The sequence below is a fragment of the Mesorhizobium sp. M8A.F.Ca.ET.057.01.1.1 genome, from assembly GCF_003952565.1.
Taxonomy (GTDB): domain Bacteria; phylum Pseudomonadota; class Alphaproteobacteria; order Rhizobiales; family Rhizobiaceae; genus Mesorhizobium.
The window spans coordinates 2,874,983-2,894,998 of sequence record NZ_CP034454.1 but is presented as its reverse complement, the minus strand read 5'-3'; the positions used below and the strand labels follow the sequence as shown (position 1 = coordinate 2,894,998).

Below are 20,016 nucleotides of genomic sequence, written 5' to 3'. Positions count from 1 at the left end.
TTTCCGGCGGCCCTGCGGGCCTTTCCATCGCGAGACAAAATAGCCGGCCTTAGCCATCGAGCCCTCCGCTCGCACTCCGGGTGCCCGGCCGTCCGGCCCGTGGGCTTCGTCGCCATGAAGGCCGCGACGGTCGCGGTCCAACCGACAGAGCATCCCATGCGCGAGCACGACGACTACGAACCGCATCACGAACCCTCACCCACAGACCCTGTCCTCAACGAACTCCAGCTCTACGGCTATCGCCCCTTCACCGACGAGCCCGACCAGCGGCTTCTGCCCGATGGCAACCAGGTCGCGGGCGCCGTCGCCGACATCTTCGACGCCCTGATTAGCACCCTGGAGGACACGCGCCTCGAACCCGACCTCGGCGATCTCCTCTGGTCGACCGTCAACGTCTTCCACCGCGCCACCGACCGGATCAGCCGGGAACTGGACGATAACGAGCAGGCCCAGAAGCGGGCGCAGCGGGAACAGGACGGCAGCGAGGTGAAGTCGGTCGAGCTGGAGCGCCTGACCGCCGAGGGCATGACGCTGATCGAGCGCCAGAACGCCTTCGAACTGATGCGCGACCAGGCAGCCGAACATTACGAACGCCACGTCGGCAAGACCTGGCTTCCGCGCAGCGGATCAAGGGTCAGCCACCGCAATCTCACCTCGGCGATGATCGACAGCCGCGACTTCCTGGCAGCGAAACGGCGCGCCGAGCAGACGATCCTTCTTCCCCCTGGTCCGAAAATCCTTGTCACCGGCGGGCTCGACTTCAACGACTACCGGCTGATCTGGGCCAAGCTCGACCAGGTCCACGAAAAGCACCCGGACATGGTGCTGATGCACGGCAAGTCGCCGAAGGGCGCCGAGAAGATCGCATCCTTTTGGGCGACGAACCGGAACGTGCCGCAGATCGGTTTCGCACCGGACTGGACGAAGCACGGCCGCGCAGCGCCCTTCAAGCGCAACGACGAGATGCTGGAAATCCTGCCGAAGGGCGTGATGCACTTCCCCGGCACCGGCATCAACGACAACCTCGCCGACAAGGCCAAGAAGCTCGGAATCCCGGTGTGGAAGTTCGGCGGCGCGTGAGCGCCGGCTAGCCCAGATCCACCTTCCAGAACTTCAGCACACTTTCGACCTCGGCCTTAGGGTAGTGCAGAAAATCGGCGTTGACGAGATCGGATCGGATCTTCGATTTTCGCTTGGCGATCTCGCCCTCGATACGCGATGTGAACGGCGCTGTTCCTGGTGGCAGGACGCCACGCCGTTCCGCACTAGGCCAACTCTTTGGGTAGTCGGGCGGGGTCCAACCGGATCGCACCTGCTCCGCCTGCGCCGCAACCGACTGGTGCTCACACGCCCATCCGTACAGATGGAAAGAGCATACGCGCAACATCGCCTTGATCTCAGGGAGGGTGTCGGTGAACCCCTTCAGCGGGGTCGGCAACCACACCATGTTAGCGACGCAGGAGAAGAAGCGCGGATCCTGCACGACGCTGCTTTGCTGCGCGAATGACGGATCGTCGTAACCCCAGATGTGACAGACAGTCCAATTCTTCGGCTTTGGCGACGCGCCACCCAGAGCGGCAACCAGAGCGTTGAGCGCGGCGACATTTCCCTCGAACTTTTCGGCCGTGATCTTCGTCGCCTTGCGCGTGTTCGTATAGCGACGCGACCATGCTGCATCGTAGAGCGCTCGACCGCGCGCAGTATGTGGCGCCCAGATCGGCAGACGGCGGAAAGTCTCTGGGTTGACCCATCGGGCTGTCCGCTCGATCAGCTCGACCACCGCCGGGATATCATCCCGCAGAGCCTCGTTACCGTCTGGAATGTGAAATCCGGCTTCCATCATTCGCCCCCGTGTCCTCCGACGCGGACGACCAGGACACGGCTCGAATCCAACGCAGCGAGGCTGTTGAGGAGCGACCCTAGCTCCGGTCAAAGCGAGACACCATCTCCCGCTTCCATCGCGCTCGTCCTTGGTCCGGCCGAGGGCCTGACGCCATCAACCCGTGAAGGGTCGGCTATGCACGCATGCCGCCGCTGCGGCTTTGCCTCCGCGGTGATTGCGGCCCTCGGCCAGACACATCGGGCGCCTGTCGCGCGGGAGATGGTCTCCCGCCTCCAAGACAGGAGCCGGAACGATGTCCCTCAACGATGCACACGCATACGCTTTCAGCCTCGCCGCCACCCTCATGGTCGCCATGGTCATCTTCAAGGCCGGCGACGGCACGCATTCGGTCACGCCCATCACCGAGTTCGACGGCGACGCCGAGGTCGTGGCGGAGATCGATCCCTTCGCCCCCTAACGGGTGTTGCTCTGGCGAGGCGGAGATCCTGCTGGATTTCCGCTCCCGCCGCCGCACTTCTTCATTTATACTCAAGATCGCGCTGTGGTGGTGGTGGAAGGCGCGACCGTCAGACCTTTCTCGCGGAGACAACCACCATGATCTTCATCGGCATTCTCTTCAGCATCGCGGCCATCGGCTTCCTCTGCTGGTTGCTGTTCACGCTCGCCATCTTCGCTTTGCCCTTCTTCGCGGGCGTCACCGCCGGAATGTGGGCCTATGACACCGGCGCCGGGTGGCTCGGCGCCATCCTCGTCGGCGCGCTCGCAGCCGGGCTCACCTTCGGCATCGGCCAACTCCTGCTCGTTTTCGTCCGGCCGATCTGGGCACGCATAGCAATCGCGCTCGCATTCGTCGCTCCCGCCGCGCTCGCCGGCTACCACGCCACACATGGCATCGTGAAACACACCATGCCGTCAGAGGGTTGGCAGATCGCCTTTTCCGTTGTTGGCGCGGTCGCGGTTGGCGTGACGGCGCTGATGCGAATGGCTGCAATGGCGACGCCCGGTTCGACCGGACAGGGCCTAGCGCAGGGTTGAACGCACCGAAGCGGCGGGGGTAGACTAGGCGCTGGGCGGGACCCTTCCGCCTGGATCGTCACGAGCGTTGGGGGACGCAGCGAGGGCACGGACAGGCAGCTCGGACCGATCACCGCCTGTCGCCTCATTGGAGCGATGATTGAGATCCAGTGGCGCACGCTTCTCGGCTGACGAAGGTCTGTTGCTGTCCGTGTCTTGAACTCGGTGTTTGGCAACAATTTCCGAATCCCCGAAGGCCTGGGCGACGGAAGCATCGACACCGGCGGACGTCATAGCCAGATCTCCGCGGGACGCGGTGTCGCCACGTTCTCCGTTGATGCATCTCTATCAGGTCGACCGCTCCAAAACGGCCTCTTCAATGGGCTGATCTGGCCGAAGGTCGGCTGCGCCTCGATCGCCTATGCCGCAATGGCGCCGATCGACTTTCTTCCCCTGCCGGCTGCGCCGACATTCCTCGCGAAACAAGAAACTCGCCTGGCTGCCATCCTCCGCTGACGCTGCGGTCGCAAGCGATGCCGCGTCGATCGCCTCCGGCCCACCGATCGCCATCGAGGCCGCAATGGTGCGGGCTCGGAACAGAGTTCAAGGAGAACTACCATGGCGACTATCGGCACCTTCAAGAAGACCGGCAACAACGAGTTCACCGGCGAAATCGTCACCCTCAGCCTGCAGACCAAGAACGTCCGCGTCGTGCCCGAGGCCAACCGCTCCGGCGACAACGCCCCCAGCCACCGCGTCTTCGTCGGCCGGGTCGAAATCGGCGCCGCCTGGTCGAAGCGCTCCAATGAGGGTCGCGACTATCTGGGCCTGAAGCTGGACGATCCGAGCTTCACCGCTCCAATCTACGCCAACCTCTTCGACGACGAGGAAGGCGAAGGTTACAGCCTCATCTGGTCCCGCCCCAACGGCCGCCGCAACGGGGAGTGAGACCCCCGACCAAGGCCCCGCCCGGATCGAACCGGGCGGGGCCTTCCGCTTTGTGGGCGACCGAATCAGTTGACACCCGAATGGCTGCCGCGCCAACTATCTAAGGCAGTATCGGCTAGCGCCGACCACGCAGAACGACTATAATAGTCGTAGTTCTAGCGTGTTGGTTGGTGTTGGTGGGAGGTGATCATGCATGATCACCGCCCGACAATCACGGGCCGCACGCGCGTTGCTCGGATGGAACCAGGAGACGCTCGCTGACAAGGCCCAGGTATCACTGACCGCGCTGAAGCGCCTCGAATCCGCGAGCGGGCTCGATGTGTATGAGACCACGCGCGATCAGGTCCGGCGGGCACTTGAAGGCCATGGCATCCTCCTCCTGACCACCGACCAAGGCGAAGGCGTGATGGTGGTCCGTGGGAAGATCGACAAACGATAGAGCCGAATCTGCAAGCTTCAGGCCTTGGTCGGGACGTTGCCGTCAACGACGCAGGTTTTGCTGCGCGGCAACCGGCGTATGGTTAACAATTCGCTCCGGAATGGATAAGAATAATTCCAGGGGAGAACTGTGACCAAGGTAGATTTTCTAGACGAGCCGCCGGCTAGCGTGGTGCTCACGTCCTATGATCGTGAGCACATGAAGCTCTATCTGCGCCTGCTCGACGCGGAGACGGACGGCGCCGATTGGCGCGAGGCCGTCCGTATTCTCTTCGGCCTTGATCCAGACCGAGACCCCGAGCGTGCCCGGCGGGTCTATGGCACCCATCTCGCCCGTGCCCGCTGGATGACGACCCACGGCTATCGCGAGCTTGTCCGCGAAGGCTATCGTCACTGAGCCGTGGTGATGCCGCGGCGGCAACACCTGTTGCCGGGCCAGGGACTTCCTTCTCATCGCTCAACCGGGAATTGTAGCCAGCTCGAAACGCGTGAATATTGCGAGCTAGGAGGATTTCCATGTCGCACGACAGATCCCGGTGGCGATCGTCATCAAGCTACGATTACGTCGATCAGCTCACTGCCCCCGATATCGGTTGGGAATGGTTGCGACGAAACGATGAGTATCAGCGCGATTATGCCGAATTCAGCAGCGCTTCGACAGATTCACCACCACTGATCGAACGCGTTGGCCGACGGTGGGGTTTGCGATTTCCTTGTCGCCCCTGCTCGGAAATCCACCGAAACGCGAGTGTTCTGGCTTCCGGAAGAAGACACCGGCTCGGTGATACTGACACCGGCGCCAGCGTCCTTCGCTGCGGATAGGACGCCCCTCCCGCAGCCGGGACACGTAGGCGATCAGGCATCAGAATACGGCCCCCACGTCCTGCACGATTTGAGCAATGGGCAACGTCTGCACCTTGCGTTTCCCGCTGACGGATCGGCCGGCGCGCCACTCGTGGCCGTGATCCCGCTTGGTATCGAGGGCTTCGATCGCATGGAGGCGGTCGCGCGACTTCTCGCGTCCCTCCATGGCCGCGCCATTCCACCAGACACGCGCCTCACCCGTCAGCAACTGGCCCGCGCGCGGCGCATGTTGCAGGCCGTTGACGGACATCGTTACGGCGCGAGCCAGCTTGAGATCGCGCAAGTGATCTTCCGGCTCAAGCCCATCCGTCGCGACGACTGGCAAAACGCGCCGGAACGCTACGCGACCATGGACCTGATCAAGGACGGCCTCGCCATGATCGCGGGCGGCTATCGCAAGCTGCTTCGTCATCGTCGCCGACCCTAGCCGGATCATACGTGGCCAGCGGTGTGGGAACTTAGCACCCACCAACTCCCCACTGCATCTACGCGGTTTCCCTTCGCCATCGTGGCCTTCGTCAGCCGCTGAACGCCAGCGGCCTCAACGAACACCACGGAGGCCCTATCCATGAGACCTGATCTCGCTGTTTTGCCGCCGCGCTTTCTACGCACCAAGGAAGCCGCCGAATTCCTCAGTCTCTCCGCTCGCACCCTCGAAAAGCACCGCACCTACGGAACTGGCCCCTCCTATCGCAAGCTCGGTGGCCGTGTCGTCTACGCTGTCGACGACCTGCAGGCCTGGACCGAACGCGGCGCCGTTACCTCGACCTCTGATCCGCGCGGCACAGTGCTTCCCGCCAAGCGCCAAGACACCGCGCCGCCCGCGCATGCCAGCCGCCACGCGCGCTGACCGCTTCGGGTTCCCTCTCAATGACTGCTCGACATCGCCCACTCTCGGAGCGCGGACAACTCGATCTGTTCCACGCACTTACCGGCGACTTCGCGCCTCGCGACACGCAGGATCTCATGGCCTATCCGTTTTTCTCCCTCTCCAAATCACATCGCACCGCGCCGATCGACTTCGTCGCCGGCGACGTGTCGATCCGTGTCGAGGCGGTGCCCGATCACGGCATGGCGACCATCTGGGATGCTGACATCCTGATCTGGGCGGCGAGCCAGATCGTCGAGGCACGCGACGCGGGTCTGCGCACATCGCGCCTGATGGCGGCGACGCCCTATGAGATTTTGAACTTCATCGGCCGCGGCGTCGGCCTGCGTGACTACCAGCGGCTGAAGGCCGCCCTCGACAGGCTTCAGTCGACCACCGTCGCCACCTCGATCCGCCAGCCGGCGGAAGGTCGCCGGCATCGATTTTCCTGGATCAACGAATGGCAGGAGCGCATCGACCGCAACGGTAGGCCGGCCGGCATCGAGTTGATCGTCCCCGACTGGTTCTATCGCGCCGTCCTCGATGACGCGCTCGTGCTCACGATCGACCGGGCGTATTTCGATCTCACCGGCGGGCTCGACCGCTGGCTCTATCGCCTAGTGCGCAAGCACGGCGGCAAGCAACGCAACGGCTGGCGCTTCGACTTCCGTCACCTCCATCAGAAATCCGGAAGCCTCTCCCCTTTCAAACGCTTCGCCTTCGAGCTGCGCGACATCATCCGCCGTCAGCCGCTCCCAGGCTACACGCTGTTCATCGAAGTCGAAATCGGCGGCCGAGTGCTGCTCGCCTTCGAACCGTCGGCCCCCTGTGGACAAGCTGTGGACGGCCTCGTGCTATCGGGAACCGGGACTATCGTGCCATCGGGAACCGCAGGCTCGTGCTATCGGGAACCCAAACAGGGCATAAGTCACGGAAAACAAACCCGGAATGGCGCCCTTAACTTAGAGTCTAACCAAGAATCTAACTTTAGAAGACGCGCGCGCGATGTGGAAAACATCGCCGGCCGGCCCGAAAACGCGACCTCCCTGCCTCTCGATCCAGCATCGGGAGAGGCGAAATGATCGTCGCGCTCCTCAATCAGAAAGGTGGCGTCGGCAAGACGACGCTGGCCCTGCATCTCGCCGGCGAATGGGCCGCCGGGGGAAAGCGCGTCACGCTGATCGACGCGGACCCACAAGGCTCCGCTCTCGACTGGTCGCAGCAGCGCGCTCGCGAAGCGCTCCCGAGGCTTTTCGGCATCGTTGGTCTGGCGCGCGACACGCTGCATCGCGAGGCTCCGGAGCTGGCGCGAGACGCCGATCACATTGTTATCGACGGCCCGCCGCGTGTCGCCGGGCTGATGCGCTCGGCGCTGCTCGCTGCCGATTTGGTGTTGATCCCGGTGCAGCCTTCTCCGTTCGACGGTTGGGCCTCGGCCGAGATGCTATCGCTGCTCAGCGAGGCGCGCATCTATAGGCCGCAGCTCGCCGCCCGCTTCGTGCTGAACCGCTGTGGTGCGCGCACTGTCATCGCCCGCGCGACGGCCGAGACGCTTGCCGATCACGATCCGCCGGTGCTGAGCGCCACCATCGGCCAGCGCGTCGCCTTCGCTGACGCTGCGCAATCCGGCCGCCTAGTTTCCGAACTGGATGAAGACAGCCCCGCTGCCCGTGAGATCGCCGCGCTCTGCGCCGAGATCGGGAGGGTCGCGCTATGAGCGAGCGATCCCCGAAGCGCAGTTTCGCCACGCGCCCCGCCGATCCCGAGGGCTGGGTCAAGGCATCCGCTGCGTCCGCAACGCGCGGGATGGCCGATGGCGGCTTCACCGCCCGGCTGACCATCGACGTCACCCCGGACCTGCGCGGGCGCATCAAGATCGCCGCCTTCCAGCGCGGCGTCACTGTCGCCGACATGCTGCGCGAGTTGCTCGCGCGCGAATTTCCGAGCACCGAGGGAGAGCCATCATGACCGGCACTGCGGCTCCCCGCGTGCGCGGCGGCCCCGCGCCGGCCGGCCCGCCCCCGTTCACAACGCTGGTTGAACTAACGTGGATCGAGAAGAAAACCGAAAACTGGATCCGCTTCGGCCACGACACCTACGAGCAGATCATCGATCGCTGCCGCCGTGTCATGGGCTTTGCGCCGAACAGCGCCTTCGCCTTCGTCCGCTGGGCGGCGAACGAGTTCGGAACGGTCATCTCGCGCATCGACATCGTGCGCGCGGTTGGCGCCGGTGCGCCGTTCCAGACGCTGCCCTTCGTGCGGCCTGGTGGCGACATCCTGTTGAAGATCGAAGGCTGGCCAAAGGTCGAGCGCGTGCTGCAGGCGATCGACGCCATCGAGGCGATCGGCGTGGATCCGGTCGACGTTTCGCCCGATCACTGGCGCCACGTCCACAATCGCCTGACCGCGGGCGAGACACCCCGCGCCTACAGCGCCGATCAGCATCAAGCCTTCCTTCTGCGCCGGAGGGCCGAGCCATGAGCCGCTTCGGTTACGTCATGGCGACGTATTTCGCGACAATGGGTGTCGCCATCGCGGCCTTCCTTCCGTTGCCGCTCAAACTCATCTGGAACGCCTCCGCGAGTGCCCCGCTTGGGCTCTACGCGATCGACTCCGACGAACTGCCCCAGACCGCGGACCTCCTCGCCGTCGATGCCCCCGAACCGCTCGCGACCTTCCTGGCCGAGCGCGGTTACCTGCCGCACGGCGTGCCTTTGATGAAGCGCGTCGCCGGCGTTGCCGGGCAGCGCGTCTGTCGCGCGGGCCGCACGATTTCGGTCGATGGCATCGACATGGCCGAGGCGCTCGATCGCGACCGATTGGGCCGAGCCCTGCCGAGTTGGCAAGGCTGCCGCGTCATCGCCGTGGGCGAGATCTTTCTGATGAACTGGCAGGTCCGCGACAGCCTCGACGGCCGCTACTTCGGCCCCGTTTCGACCGACACGATCATCGGCCGGGCGACGCCTCTCTACACCGATGAAGGGGGCAACGGCCGCTTCGAATGGCGCGCGCCAACGCGGTGACACGCACGTCCATCCCGTCCTCCACCGCATAGCAAAGGAGCCTTCCCATGCCCCAGATCGGAGAATTCACCCACACGAAATCGGGCTACTCCGGCCGCGTCCGCACGCTCTCGCTCGACGTTGAACTGACGCTGGTTTCGGCCGAACCGTCGAACGCTGAGAACGCCCCAGACTATCGTATCCACCTCGGCGACGAAGACGGACCGGAGGTCGGCGCTGGCTGGAAACGCACTGGCGAACGCGCCGGCGACTACGTCTCATTGCAGCTCGACGATCCCGTCTTCGTGCAGCCGATCCGCGCTAACCTGTTCCAGTCAGGCGACGATAAGACCGCCTGGGGCCTGCACTGGAACCGCGCGCCAAGACGCTTCGAGCGGGAATGAGCCGATGCCCTGGCCCTTCCTCCCTCGTCGCAAAAGCACTGCTGCCGGGCGTCATCGTGCCGCCCTGCATGCAGGCCTCCTTCTCCTTTCCGGCTTGCTTCTCGTCGGCGCGCCATCGGGCATCACGCTGGCGCAGAGTGTGCCGGGCGACCATGCGACTTCCATCGATCCCTATGCAGCCCACATCGCCGAGGCAGCACGGCGCTTTGGCATTCCGGCGGCCTGGATCAGGGCGGTCATGCGTGTCGAGAGCGCGAACGACCTGCGCGCTGTCTCGCGGAAGGGCGCGATCGGCTTGATGCAGCTCATGCCCGGAACCTGGGCGGAGCTGCGCGTCCGTCATTCGCTCGGCACGGATCCCTTCAATCCGCGCGACAACATCCTGGCGGGCGCGGCGTATCTGCGCGAACTGCACGATCACTACGGCTCGCCGGGTTTTCTCGCCGCGTATAATGCGGGACCAGGCCGATATGAGGAATATCTCGCCGGCCGTCCCTTGCCGGCGGAAACACGCGCCTATGTGGCCGCGCTCCTCCCTATCTTCGGCGGCGGTGAACTAACCGCTTCGGCGACCGTCGCCGCCGCCGCCAATCCGCACGCCTGGACCAGAGCGCCGCTGTTCATCGCGCAGTTCGAGCGCACCACGACTGCCGATCCTGTGCAGCGCGGCGGTACGCGGGACGATGCGCCAATAGCAACGATCGCACGCGATGTCTCTGCCATCGCGCCTCAGTCGGGCGGCCTGTTCGTCGCCCGCAATCGTATGGGAGAGCCACAATGACGGCATTCGCACTTTGGCGCGGTGTAGCGGGCCTCCGATCAGGTTGGGCAGGAGGATGGGGACGGCAGGGAAACACGACCAACAGACGGCGAGATAAAAGCGCATGCCCGAAACGCTGTAAGCCTCTGAAGAGGCTCGCGTTTTGGCGTGCATGGCGGTCGGTCGCGGGCATGAAGCCCGTTTTTATTGAGGAATTTCAAAGCCTCCATATGCACGGCCCCGAAATGCTGCTCCTCGGAGCTGCGTCATGACCAAGGGCGATAGCGATTTTCGGGTCCGGCCTGCGCGCATCAACACCACGCGTGCGCCGAAGGCGAAGAGCTTCCTTAGCCAGGTGCTGCGGGCCGCAAAAAAGGCGGGCCATACCGGCGCCTCGGCGTCAGGCAGACGCGCGTCCGGTTATGGCCGCTCGACCTTTGGCCGGGGGCGCGGCAGCTTCAGCCGCAGCCGCCTGTTCAACTCGACCCGCCGCGTCGTCGTCAAGGCGCGCGTCGTGCGGCATCAGGGCCGATCCTTCCGCTCCGCGCCGCTGTCGGCGCATCTGTCTTACCTCAAGCGCGAAGGCGTCAGCCGGGACGGAGAAAAGGGCGTGATGTTCGACGCCGGCTCCGATCGCACTGAGGATCTCGCCTTTGCCGACCGGTCTAAGGACGACCGGCACCATTTCCGCTTCATCGTCTCGCCCGAGGACACCGGCGAGATGACCGACCTCAAGGCCTTTACGCGCGAACTCGCGAGCCAAATGGAAGCCGATCTGGGGACGCGGCTCGACTGGGTCGCAGTCGACCACTGGAACACCGACAATCCGCACGTCCATCTGCTCGTGCGCGGTGTGGATGAGACCGGCGCCGATCTCGTGATCTCGCGCGACTATATCAGCCGCGGTCTTCGGTCACGCGCCGAGGATCTGGTGGCGATCGAGCTTGGCCCAAAACCTGAGCACGAAATCCGTAGCGCCCTGGAGAAGGAGGTCACCGCCGAGCGGTGGACCCGCCTCGATGTCGAGATCCGCGGCCAGGCCGACGACGTCGGCGCCATCGACCTGCGCCCCGACTCCAGCGACGCCCCTAACCCGGAGATCCGCCGCCTGATGATCGGCCGTCTTCAGCGTCTCGAGAAGATGGGGCTCGCCACCTCGACCGGCTCCGGGGAGTGGATGGTCGGCATGGAAGCTGAACGCCATCTTCGCGACCTCGGCATGCGCGGCGACGTCATCAAGACCATGCACCGCGCCTTCACCGAGCGCGGCCAGGATCGTAGCGTCGCCGACTATGTGATCGACGGCGGGGCCGGCTCGCCGATCATCGGCCGGCTGGTCGACAAGGGTCTCCACGACGAGCTGACCGGTGAAGCCTATGCCGTAATCGACGGGACCGACGGCCGCGCCCACCACGTCCGCTTCCATGGCATCGAGGCCTTCGAGCATGCGCCGCCAGTCGGCGGCATCGTCGAGGTTCGACGGTTCGGCGGCCCGGAGGACCAGCGGCCGACGTTGGTGCTCGCCACCCGTTCTGACTTCGATCTGCGCAGCCAGATCACCGCGCCGGGCGCCACCTGGCTCGACCACCGTCTGGTCGAGCGCGACCAGATGCCCCTCTCCATGGGTGGATTCGGCCGCGAGGCGCGCGACGCTATGCAGGCCCGGGCCGAACATCTCGCTGACGAAGGGCTCGGTCGCCGCCAGGGCCAGCGCATCATGCTCCAGCGCGATCTCCTCAGCTCGCTGCGCCGCCGCGAGCTGGACGCCGTGGGCGAGAAGCTGTCGGCCGAGACTGGCCTGCCTCAAGTGAAGGCTGCGGCCGGCGAGCATGTCTCGGGCACCTATCGCCAGCGGCTGACGCTCTCCTCGGGCCGCTTCGCCATGATCGACAACGGGCTTGGCTTCCAGCTCGTGCCCTGGTCGCGCGAGATCGAACGCAAGCTAGGCCAGCACATCGCCGGCGTCGCCCGCGATGGCGGCGGCATCGAGTGGAGCCTGGGGCGCCAGCGCGACCTCGGCCTTTAGCCACGAACAAGAGACAAGGAGGACGCCTATGTCCGCGACCAAAATCCTCTGGGGCCAGATCATTATTGTGTTCCTGATCGTCTTGATCACGACTTGGGGCGCGACGCAGTATGTCGCCTGGCAGCTTGGATTTCAGGCCCAGCTCGGAGCGCCTTGGTTCAGGCTCGCCGGCATGCCCATCTATTTCCCGCCCGCCTTCTTCGCCTGGTGGTTCTCCTATGACGCCTATGCGCCGGAGATATTCACACACGGCGCCTTCATCGCCTCGTCGGGCGGCTTCATTTCGATCGCGGTCGCCATCGGCATGTCGGTCTGGCGGGCGCGGGAAGCCAAGAACGTCGAGACCTACGGCTCGGCGCGTTGGGCCGATAAGGGAGAGGTGAAGGCGGCAGGGCTGCTCGGCCCGGATGGCGTAGTGCTTGGCAAACTGGAGCGCGACTATCTCCGACATGATGGGCCCGAGCATGTGCTGTGCTTCGCGCCGACACGCTCCGGCAAGGGCGTTGGGCTGGTTGTGCCGTCGCTGCTGACCTGGCCGGGTTCGGCCATCGTCCATGACATCAAGGGCGAGAATTGGCAGCTCACCGCCGGCTTCAGGGCGAAGCGTGGCCGCGTGTTGCTTTTCGACCCGACCAATCCGAAATCCGCCGCATACAATCCGCTGCTCGAAGTGCGCCGCGGTGATTGGGAAGTCCGCGACGTCCAGAATGTCGCCGACGTGCTGGTCGATCCGGAAGGCTCGCTCGACAAGCGCAATCACTGGGAGAAGACCAGCCACTCGCTGCTGGTCGGCGCGATCCTGCATGTCCTCTACGCGGAAGCAGACAAGACACTTGCCGGCGTCGCCGGCTTCCTCTCGGACCCGAAGCGGCCGATCGAGACGACGCTGAAGGCGATGATGACGACGCCGCATCTTGGGGCGAAGGGGCCGCATCCCGTCGTCGCCTCCACGGCGCGCGAACTCCTCAATAAATCCGACAACGAGCGCTCCGGCGTGCTCTCGACCGCCATGTCGTTTCTTGGCCTCTATCGCGATCCCGTCGTCGCCCAGGTGACGCGGCGCTGCGACTGGCGCATCGCCGACCTGATCGCCGATCCGCGTCCGGCGACGCTCTACCTCGTGGTGCCGCCATCCGACATCTCACGGACCAAGCCGCTCATCCGCCTCGTGCTCAATCAGATCGGCCGCCGTCTGACGGAGGACCTGCACGCCAAGGAGCGAAAGCATCGCGTGCTGATGATGCTGGACGAGTTCCCGGCGCTCGGCCGTCTCGACTTTTTCGAGTCCGCACTCGCCTTCATGGCCGGCTACGGCATCAAGAGCTTCCTGATCGCGCAGTCGCTGAACCAGATCGAGAAGGCGTACGGGGCGAACAACTCGATCCTCGACAACTGCCATGTCCGTGTCAGCTTCGCGACTAACGACGAGCGGACAGCGAAACGCGTCTCCGATGCACTCGGCACCGCGACCGAAATGAAGGCGATGAAGAACTATGCAGGGCACCGGCTTTCGCCTTGGCTCGGCCATCTGATGGTGTCGCGCTCGGAGACCGCTCGCCCGCTGATGACCCCAGGCGAGGTGATGCAGCTTCCGCCGACCGAAGAAATCGTCATGATCGCCGGAACCCCGCCGATCCGCGCGCAAAAGGCGCGCTATTATGAGGACTCCCGCTTCAAGGAGCGGGTGCTGTCGCCACCCGATCCGCAGACGTCCGGACGTACGTCCCGCGCGGACGGCTGGTCGGCGCGCTCCCCACAGAAACCCGACGCGCTGCTGCTCGCCGAAATGGAGAAGGCGGAAGGCGATCCGGCCAATAGCGGCCTGCGCCGCGAGCCCGAGCTTCCCGATCATGTGGCCATCGTCAAGGAGACGACCGACCAGCAGCCGGCGGAGGAGTTCGCGGTTCTGCTCGACGAGGAGCCCGAAGATGTCGCCCGCCAGCGGCAGGCGCTGCGCCGCCAGATGAGCGGCGTGGCCCGTCAGGTCTCGCTCGATCCCAACGACGGCATGGACCTGTAGGAGGCGATGATGCGAGACCGCCTGAACCTCACCTTGCCTGTCGAAATGATCACGCGGATCAACGAGTTGTCGGAACGCAAGAAGATCCCGCGATCGGCCATCGTCGAGGCGGCTGTGGCGTCGTTCCTGTCGCCTGATGCCGCCGATCGACGCGAGGCCGCCTTCACCCGCCGGATGGATCGGCTCTCCCGGCAGGCCCAGCGGATCGAGCGCGATCTCGGCGTTACAGCCGAGACACTCGCGCTATTCGTCCGCTTCTGGCTGACGATCACGCCGCCGTTGCCCGGTGACGCGCAGGCCGCAGCCCAAATCAAAGGTCGGGAGCGCTTCGAAGGCTTTGTCGAGACGCTCGGCAAAAGGCTTCAGAAGAGTCAGAGCTTTCTGCGGGAAATCCCGAACGATATCGCCGGCAGGGTTCGCGGCGATGACGACGACTCGCCAGCAGAAGACCGGTAGTTTCCGCTTGTCATCGATTAATCAGAGTCGATTCCGCCGTTCTCCTGTATTTGCACGCTAGGCTACTACGACGATCTAATCTTGTTGAAGCGGCCTGAGTTCTGGCTCTTTTAATCTCCCCGATCCAGGGCCGCGTGTCGTGCGCGCCCGCGATAGAACGGGGACGACGTGGCGACAACTCACCAGAAATCCGAAGCGATCGTGCGGGGCGCGCGTATGTTGCGCACCGCCCTTGGCCCCGCCATCGCCCGGTTTCTGGAAGATCCCGCGATCGTTGAGGTGATGCTCAACCCCGACGGACGGCTCTGGATCGACCGACTTTCCGAGGGGCTTTCCGATACAGGTGAGCGGCTCTCGCCCGCCGACGGCGAACGGATCGTGCGCCTGGTCGCGCACCATGTCGGCGCCGAGGTGCATGCAGGCAGCCCGCGCGTTTCGGCCGAACTGCCCGAGACAGGGGAGCGGTTCGAAGGCCTGCTGCCTCCTGTCGTCTCGTCGCCTGCATTTGCAATCCGCAAACCCGCCGTCGCCGTCTTTACTCTCGATGATTATGTCGCCGCCGGCATCATGACGAAGGCACAATCCGAGGCGCTACGCGACGCCGTCGCGTCCCGGAAAAACATCCTCGTCGCCGGCGGCACCTCGACCGGCAAGACGACACTCACCAACGCGCTCCTGGCCGAAGTCGCCAAGACGGACGATCGCGTCGTCCTGATCGAGGACACGCGCGAGTTGCAATGCGCCGCGCCCAACCTCGTCGCGCTGCGCACCAAGGACGGCGTCGTCTCGCTCTCCGATCTGGTGCGCTCCAGCCTGCGGCTCCGACCAGACCGGATTCCGATCGGCGAGGTCCGCGGCGCTGAAGCCCTCGACCTTTTGAAAGCTTGGGGCACCGGCCATCCGGGCGGTATCGGCACCATCCACGCCGGCACCGCGATCGGCGCGGTGCGCCGCCTCGAGCAACTCATCCAGGAAGCCGTCGTCACCGTCCCGCGCGCGCTGATCGCCGAGACCATCGATCTCGTCGCCGTCCTTTCCGGCCGCGGCACCCAGCGACGCCTAACCGAACTCGCCTGTGTCGATGGGCTCGGCCCGACCGGCGACTACGCCATCACCCTCGCAGCATCCGAACCTTCGGGAGATCCAGCATGATCCGTTATTCGCACCATATACGCCGTCACATCGCAACTGCGGCGGCCGTCACCTTCCTGTCGATCGCCCTGACGCCCGCCGCCTATGCGTCGGGCTCGTCCATGCCATGGGAGCAGCCGCTCCAGCAGATCCTCCAGTCGATTGAAGGCCCGGTGGCGAAGATTCTCGCGGTGATCATCATAATCGTCACCGGTCTGACGCTGGCCTTCGGTGATACGTCGGGTGGCTTCCGCCGACTGATCCAAATCGTCTTCGGTCTGTCGATCGCGTTCGCCGCCAGCTCGTTCTTCCTGTCGTTCTTCTCGTTCGGCGGTGGGGCGCTCGTCTGATGGCCGGTCCGACCGAACATGCCGGCGAGGTGCCGGGCTTCTCCGTTCCGGTCCACCGGGCGCTGACCGAGCACATCCTGCTCGGCGGCGCCCCGCGCGCGATCGCCATCCTCAACGGCACGCTGGCGGCGGCGCTCGGTCTCGGGCTGCGTCTTTGGCTGGTCGGCCTCGGCCTTTGGGCCATCGGGCACTTCGCCGCCGTCTGGGCGGCCAAGCGCGATCCCCAATTCGTCGATGTGGTGCGCCGCCATCTGCGCATCCCGGGCCACTTGGCGGTCTGAGGAGCGGCATCGATGTTGAACCTAGCTGAATATCGCAATCGCAACACCCGGCTTGCCGACTTCCTGCCCTGGGTCGCCCTGGTCGGCGAAGGCGTCGTTCTCAACAAGGACGGATCGTTCCAGCGCACGGCCCGTTTCCGCGGCCCCGATATGGATTCCGCCGTGCCGGCCGAACTGGTCGCCGTCGCCGGCCGGCTCAACAACGCCTTCCGGCGTCTCGGCTCCGGCTGGTCGATCTTCGTCGAAGCGCAGCGCCATGCGGCCGGGACCTATCCCTCCAGCATGTTCCCGGATTCAGCGTCGGGTCTGTTGGATGCCGAGCGCAAGGCCGACTTCGAGCAGGCGGGCACGCATTTCGAGTCGAGCTACTTCTTGACCTTCCTCCATCTCCCGCCTGCCGAGGATGCCGCGCGCACCGAAGCCTGGCTCTACGAAGGCCGCGAACAATCGGGCGTCGATGCCCATGAGATCCTGCGCGGCTTCATCGACCGCACCGATCGCGTGCTGCAGCTCGTCGAAGGTTTCATGCCCGAATGCCTCTGGCTCGACGACGGCGAGACGCTGACCTACCTCCATTCCTGCGTCTCGACCAAACGCCACCGCGTGCGCGTTCCCGAGACGCCGATGTATCTCGATGCCCTGATCGCCGACCAGACGCTCACCGGCGGGCTGGAGCCGAGATTGGGAACGGCGCATCTGCGCATCCTCACCGTCGTCGGCTTTCCGACGGCAACCACGCCTGGATTGCTCGACGATCTCAATCGGCTGGCCTTTTCCTATCGTTGGTCAACCCGGGCGATCCTGCTCGACAAGACCGATGCGACCAAGCTGCTGACGAAGATCCGGCGGCAATGGTTCGCCAAGCGCAAATCGATCGCCGCCATCCTGAAGGAGGTGATGACCAACGAAGCCTCGGCTCTCGTCGACACCGATGCCGCCAACAAGGCAGCTGACGCCGATCTAGCGCTTCAGGAACTCGGCGCCGATTATGCCGGCCAGGCCTATGTGACGGCGACCGTAACGGTCTGGGATGAGGATCCGCGCATCGCCGCCGAGAAGCTGCGGCTGGTCGAGAAGATCGTCCAGGGTCGCGACTTCACGGCAATGCCCGAGACGATCAACGCCGTCGACGCCTGGCTCGGCTCGCTGCCCGGCCACGTCTACGCCAATGTCCGGCAACCGCCGATCTCCACGCTCAATCTCGCCCACATGATCCCGCTGTCGGCGGTGTGGGCGGGGCCGGAACGGGATGAGCACTTCGGGTCGCCCCCCTTGCTCTACGGCAAGACCGAGGGAAGTACCCCGTTCCGGTTTTCCCTTCATGTCGGCGATGTTGGCCACACGCTTGTCGTCGGCCCGACGGGCGCGGGCAAATCCGTCCTGTTGGCGCTGATGGCGTTGCAGTTCCGCCGTTACGCCGAATCTCAGGTGTTCGCTTTCGACTTCGGCGGCTCGATCCGCGCGGCGGCGCTCGCCATGCGCGGCGACTGGCACGATCTCGGCGGCGGCCTGACCGAGGGATCGGCCACCTCAGTCTCGCTTCAGCCGCTGGCCGGCATCGACGAGGTTCCGGAACGCGCCTGGGCGTCCGACTGGATTATCGCGATCCTGATGCGCGAGGGCGTGCCGATCACGCCTGACGTGAAAGAACATCTGTGGTCGGCGCTGACCTCATTGGCCTCCGCCCCGATCAACGAGCGCACCATCACCGGCCTCGCCGTCCTCCTGCAATCGAACGACCTGAAACAGGCGCTGCGCCCCTATTGCATCGGCGGCCCCTACGGCCGGCTGCTCGACGCCGAGGCCGAGTATCTGGGTGAAGCCTCGGTGCAGGCTTTCGAGACCGAGGGCCTGATCGGCACCGGCGCCGCGCCCGCCGTGCTCGCCTATCTGTTCCATCGCATCGAGGACCGGCTCGACGGCCGGCCGACGTTGCTGATCATAGACGAGGGCTGGCTCGCGCTTGATGACGAGGGCTTCGCTGGTCAGCTGCGTGAGTGGCTGAAGACGCTGCGCAAGAAGAACGCCAGCGTCATCTTCGCCACCCAGTCGCTGTCGGACATCGATAATTCGGCCATCGCACCCGCCATCATCGAGAGCTGCCTGACCCGCCTGCTGCTGCCGAACGAGCGTGCGATCGAGCCACAGATCACCGCCATCTATCGTCGCTTCGGCCTCAACGACCGCCAGATCGAAATCCTCGCGCGGGCCATGCCGAAGCGCGACTACTACTGCCAGTCGCGGCGCGGCAACCGACTGTTCGAGCTGGGCCTGTCCGACGTCGCGCTGGCGCTCTGCGCCGCGTCCTCGAAGCAGCACCAGACTCTGATCGCCGAAGTGTTCGCCCGGTCCGGCCGTGATGGCTTCCTGCACGAGTGGCTCGCCGAATGTTCGCTCGGCTGGGCGGCGGATGTCATCGCCGATCTCACCAACGTCATTCCCCAGACCGCCATCCCCACCAGCCAAGAGGTTTCGTCATGACCCGTATTCGATCCCGCACGCGCGCCGCTCGGCTCGTCTTCTCCATCCTGGCGGCGCCGTTGGCGCTGGCGCCGCTGCTGACCTCGCCTGCACACGCCATCATCGTCTACGACCCCACCAACTACGCGCAAAATGTCCTTCAGGCGGCCCGCGCGCTTGAGCAGATCAACAACCAGATCACCTCGTTGCAAAATCAAGCGACGATGCTGATCAACCAAGCCCGCAATCTCGCAAGTCTGCCCTTCTCATCGCTCCAGCAGCTTCAGCAATCCGTCCAGCGAACACAACAGCTCCTCACCCAAGCGCAGAACATCGCTTACAGCGTCCAGGATATCGACAAGGCATTCCAGACCAAATACGGCAACATCTCGCTATCGGCATCCGACCAACAGCTTGTCGCTGACGCGCGTTCGCGTTGGCAGAACACGGTCGGCGGCCTACAGGACTCCATGCGCGTCCAAGCTGGCGTCGTCGGCAACATCGACACCAACCGGACGCAGATGTCGGCGCTGGTCGGTCAAAGCCAGGGCGCGACCGGAGCGCTTCAGGCCACGCAGGCCGGCAACCAGCTCCTCGCGCTGCAGGCGCAGCAACTCGCCGACCTCACGGCCGTCGTCGCCGCCAATGGCCGGGCGCAGGCGCTCCAGTCCGCCGAGCAAGCCACGGCTGCCGAACAGGGCCGCGAGCAGCGCCGTCGCTTCCTTACCCCCGGCTCCGGCTATCAGCCCGGCAACGCCCGGATGTTCCAGAGCGGCAACTGAGGGTGCGATCATGGATGGAAAGATGTTCGCCCGCATCGGTGCCATCGTCTTCATCGCAGTGGCCGTCACCGCCGCGGCGGTCGAGATGACCAGACACGAGGACGCGCCGATCTATCGAAGTGTCGATCGTCCCAGTAACGAGGCCGCCGATCGTCTGCGGGCCGAACTCATCCGCTGCGCAGGGATCGGCGAGGCCGGTCCGCGCGACCCGTCCTGTCTGCACGCCTGGGCCGAGAACCGTCGTCACTTCCTGGCCCCCGGATCTCGCCCCGCCGAGCGGTTGCCCGACGCGCCGCAGTCGCCGCACCCGACGGCGACCATCCCTGCGCCCGTCGTTCCGCTCCAACGCGAAGAAGTCAGGTAAAAC

27 protein-coding genes are annotated in these 20,016 nt (G+C 65.0%); 26 read left to right on the top strand and 1 reads right to left on the bottom strand.

Going from position 1 to position 20,016, the window contains the following annotated elements; all coding sequences use genetic code 11:
- Positions 1 to 156: 156 nt before the first annotated feature.
- Positions 157 to 1,080, top strand: a complete 924-nt coding sequence (locus tag EJ077_RS13490) for a DUF2493 domain-containing protein (protein WP_135929144.1) — start codon at positions 157 to 159, stop codon at positions 1,078 to 1,080.
- A 7-nt stretch (positions 1,081 to 1,087) separates the two neighbouring features.
- On the opposite strand, the gene EJ077_RS13485 is transcribed toward EJ077_RS13490, so the two are convergent.
- On the bottom strand, positions 1,088 to 1,843 hold the full coding sequence (locus EJ077_RS13485) for a hypothetical protein (RefSeq protein WP_245458731.1): 756 nt from the start codon (positions 1,841 to 1,843) through the stop codon (positions 1,088 to 1,090).
- Positions 1,844 to 2,135: 292 nt separating this feature from the next.
- Here EJ077_RS13485 and EJ077_RS13480 point away from each other — a divergent pair, with 292 nt between their 5' ends.
- The 25 genes from EJ077_RS13480 (at position 2,136) to trbK-alt (ending at position 20,013) form a co-directional block, all read left to right on the top strand.
- Positions 2,136 to 2,300, top strand: a complete 165-nt coding sequence (locus EJ077_RS13480; RefSeq protein ID WP_208702576.1) for a hypothetical protein — start codon at positions 2,136 to 2,138, stop codon at positions 2,298 to 2,300.
- A gap of 137 nt (positions 2,301 to 2,437) precedes the next feature.
- Positions 2,438 to 2,878: a hypothetical protein gene (locus EJ077_RS13475; protein ID WP_135928528.1), complete on the top strand. Its 441-nt coding sequence runs from the start codon at positions 2,438 to 2,440 to the stop codon at positions 2,876 to 2,878.
- A gap of 195 nt (positions 2,879 to 3,073) precedes the next feature.
- The gene (locus EJ077_RS13470) at positions 3,074 to 3,373 is read left to right on the top strand and encodes a hypothetical protein (protein WP_189521752.1); all 300 of its coding nucleotides are present in this window, start codon (positions 3,074 to 3,076) and stop codon (positions 3,371 to 3,373) included.
- 102 nt (positions 3,374 to 3,475) lie between these two features.
- On the top strand, positions 3,476 to 3,805 hold the full coding sequence (locus EJ077_RS13465; RefSeq protein ID WP_135928527.1) for a DUF736 domain-containing protein: 330 nt from the start codon (positions 3,476 to 3,478) through the stop codon (positions 3,803 to 3,805).
- A 193-nt stretch (positions 3,806 to 3,998) separates the two neighbouring features.
- Positions 3,999 to 4,244: a helix-turn-helix domain-containing protein gene (locus tag EJ077_RS13460; RefSeq protein WP_135928526.1), complete on the top strand. Its 246-nt coding sequence runs from the start codon at positions 3,999 to 4,001 to the stop codon at positions 4,242 to 4,244.
- 129 nt (positions 4,245 to 4,373) lie between these two features.
- Positions 4,374 to 4,640 carry a DNA -binding domain-containing protein gene (locus EJ077_RS13455; protein ID WP_135928525.1) on the top strand — a complete coding sequence of 89 codons (267 nt, stop codon included), beginning with the start codon at positions 4,374 to 4,376 and terminating at the stop codon, positions 4,638 to 4,640.
- A 119-nt stretch (positions 4,641 to 4,759) separates the two neighbouring features.
- Complete coding sequence (locus tag EJ077_RS32050; RefSeq protein ID WP_245458730.1) at positions 4,760 to 5,065, top strand: transcriptional regulator domain-containing protein; 306 nt, start codon at positions 4,760 to 4,762, stop codon at positions 5,063 to 5,065.
- A gap of 133 nt (positions 5,066 to 5,198) precedes the next feature.
- Positions 5,199 to 5,534: a DUF2285 domain-containing protein gene (locus tag EJ077_RS32045; protein ID WP_245458729.1), complete on the top strand. Its 336-nt coding sequence runs from the start codon at positions 5,199 to 5,201 to the stop codon at positions 5,532 to 5,534.
- 141 nt (positions 5,535 to 5,675) lie between these two features.
- Positions 5,676 to 5,957 (top strand): helix-turn-helix transcriptional regulator, encoded by a 282-nt coding sequence (locus tag EJ077_RS13445; protein WP_135928523.1) that lies wholly within the window; start codon positions 5,676 to 5,678, stop codon positions 5,955 to 5,957.
- 20 nt (positions 5,958 to 5,977) lie between these two features.
- Complete coding sequence (locus tag EJ077_RS13440) at positions 5,978 to 7,057, top strand: replication initiator protein A (protein WP_210212164.1); 1,080 nt, start codon at positions 5,978 to 5,980, stop codon at positions 7,055 to 7,057.
- Entirely contained in the window at positions 7,054 to 7,692 is a 639-nt protein-coding gene (parA, locus tag EJ077_RS13435; protein WP_135928522.1) for a ParA family partition ATPase, read from the top strand. Before EJ077_RS13440 ends, parA begins: the two co-directional genes overlap by 4 nt.
- The gene (locus EJ077_RS13430) at positions 7,689 to 7,943 is read left to right on the top strand and encodes a hypothetical protein (protein ID WP_135928521.1); all 255 of its coding nucleotides are present in this window, start codon (positions 7,689 to 7,691) and stop codon (positions 7,941 to 7,943) included. Before parA ends, EJ077_RS13430 begins: the two co-directional genes overlap by 4 nt.
- The gene (locus EJ077_RS13425; RefSeq protein WP_135928520.1) at positions 7,940 to 8,458 is read left to right on the top strand and encodes a DUF2840 domain-containing protein; all 519 of its coding nucleotides are present in this window, start codon (positions 7,940 to 7,942) and stop codon (positions 8,456 to 8,458) included. Before EJ077_RS13430 ends, EJ077_RS13425 begins: the two co-directional genes overlap by 4 nt.
- Positions 8,455 to 9,000, top strand: coding sequence for a S26 family signal peptidase (locus EJ077_RS13420; protein WP_208702574.1), 546 nt, complete (start codon positions 8,455 to 8,457; stop codon positions 8,998 to 9,000). Before EJ077_RS13425 ends, EJ077_RS13420 begins: the two co-directional genes overlap by 4 nt.
- Before the next feature lie 47 nt (positions 9,001 to 9,047).
- Positions 9,048 to 9,383: a DUF736 domain-containing protein gene (locus EJ077_RS13415; protein ID WP_208702573.1), complete on the top strand. Its 336-nt coding sequence runs from the start codon at positions 9,048 to 9,050 to the stop codon at positions 9,381 to 9,383.
- Positions 9,384 to 9,387: 4 nt separating this feature from the next.
- Positions 9,388 to 10,164, top strand: a complete 777-nt coding sequence (locus EJ077_RS13410) for a lytic transglycosylase domain-containing protein (RefSeq protein WP_135928517.1) — start codon at positions 9,388 to 9,390, stop codon at positions 10,162 to 10,164.
- A 247-nt stretch (positions 10,165 to 10,411) separates the two neighbouring features.
- Complete coding sequence (locus EJ077_RS13405) at positions 10,412 to 12,169, top strand: relaxase/mobilization nuclease domain-containing protein (RefSeq protein ID WP_208702570.1); 1,758 nt, start codon at positions 10,412 to 10,414, stop codon at positions 12,167 to 12,169.
- A gap of 28 nt (positions 12,170 to 12,197) precedes the next feature.
- Positions 12,198 to 14,189: a conjugal transfer protein TraG gene (locus EJ077_RS13400; protein WP_135928515.1), complete on the top strand. Its 1,992-nt coding sequence runs from the start codon at positions 12,198 to 12,200 to the stop codon at positions 14,187 to 14,189.
- Between the two features lie 9 nt (positions 14,190 to 14,198).
- Complete coding sequence (locus tag EJ077_RS13395) at positions 14,199 to 14,645, top strand: ribbon-helix-helix protein, CopG family (RefSeq protein WP_135928514.1); 447 nt, start codon at positions 14,199 to 14,201, stop codon at positions 14,643 to 14,645.
- A gap of 168 nt (positions 14,646 to 14,813) precedes the next feature.
- Positions 14,814 to 15,797 carry a P-type conjugative transfer ATPase TrbB gene (trbB, locus tag EJ077_RS13390; RefSeq protein WP_135928513.1) on the top strand — a complete coding sequence of 328 codons (984 nt, stop codon included), beginning with the start codon at positions 14,814 to 14,816 and terminating at the stop codon, positions 15,795 to 15,797.
- Positions 15,794 to 16,126 (top strand): TrbC/VirB2 family protein, encoded by a 333-nt coding sequence (locus tag EJ077_RS13385; RefSeq protein WP_135928512.1) that lies wholly within the window; start codon positions 15,794 to 15,796, stop codon positions 16,124 to 16,126. The genes trbB and EJ077_RS13385 overlap by 4 nt, the downstream gene beginning before the upstream one ends.
- The gene (locus EJ077_RS13380) at positions 16,126 to 16,407 is read left to right on the top strand and encodes a VirB3 family type IV secretion system protein (RefSeq protein ID WP_208702568.1); all 282 of its coding nucleotides are present in this window, start codon (positions 16,126 to 16,128) and stop codon (positions 16,405 to 16,407) included. The genes EJ077_RS13385 and EJ077_RS13380 overlap by 1 nt, the downstream gene beginning before the upstream one ends.
- Positions 16,408 to 16,419: 12 nt before the next feature.
- Positions 16,420 to 18,888 carry a conjugal transfer protein TrbE gene (gene trbE, locus EJ077_RS13375; protein WP_135928510.1) on the top strand — a complete coding sequence of 823 codons (2,469 nt, stop codon included), beginning with the start codon at positions 16,420 to 16,422 and terminating at the stop codon, positions 18,886 to 18,888.
- Complete coding sequence (gene trbJ / locus EJ077_RS13370) at positions 18,885 to 19,649, top strand: P-type conjugative transfer protein TrbJ (RefSeq protein ID WP_135928509.1); 765 nt, start codon at positions 18,885 to 18,887, stop codon at positions 19,647 to 19,649. Before trbE ends, trbJ begins: the two co-directional genes overlap by 4 nt.
- 10 nt (positions 19,650 to 19,659) lie before the next feature.
- The gene (gene trbK-alt, locus EJ077_RS13365) at positions 19,660 to 20,013 is read left to right on the top strand and encodes a putative entry exclusion protein TrbK-alt (protein ID WP_148671496.1); all 354 of its coding nucleotides are present in this window, start codon (positions 19,660 to 19,662) and stop codon (positions 20,011 to 20,013) included.
- Positions 20,014 to 20,016: the final 3 nt, after the last annotated feature.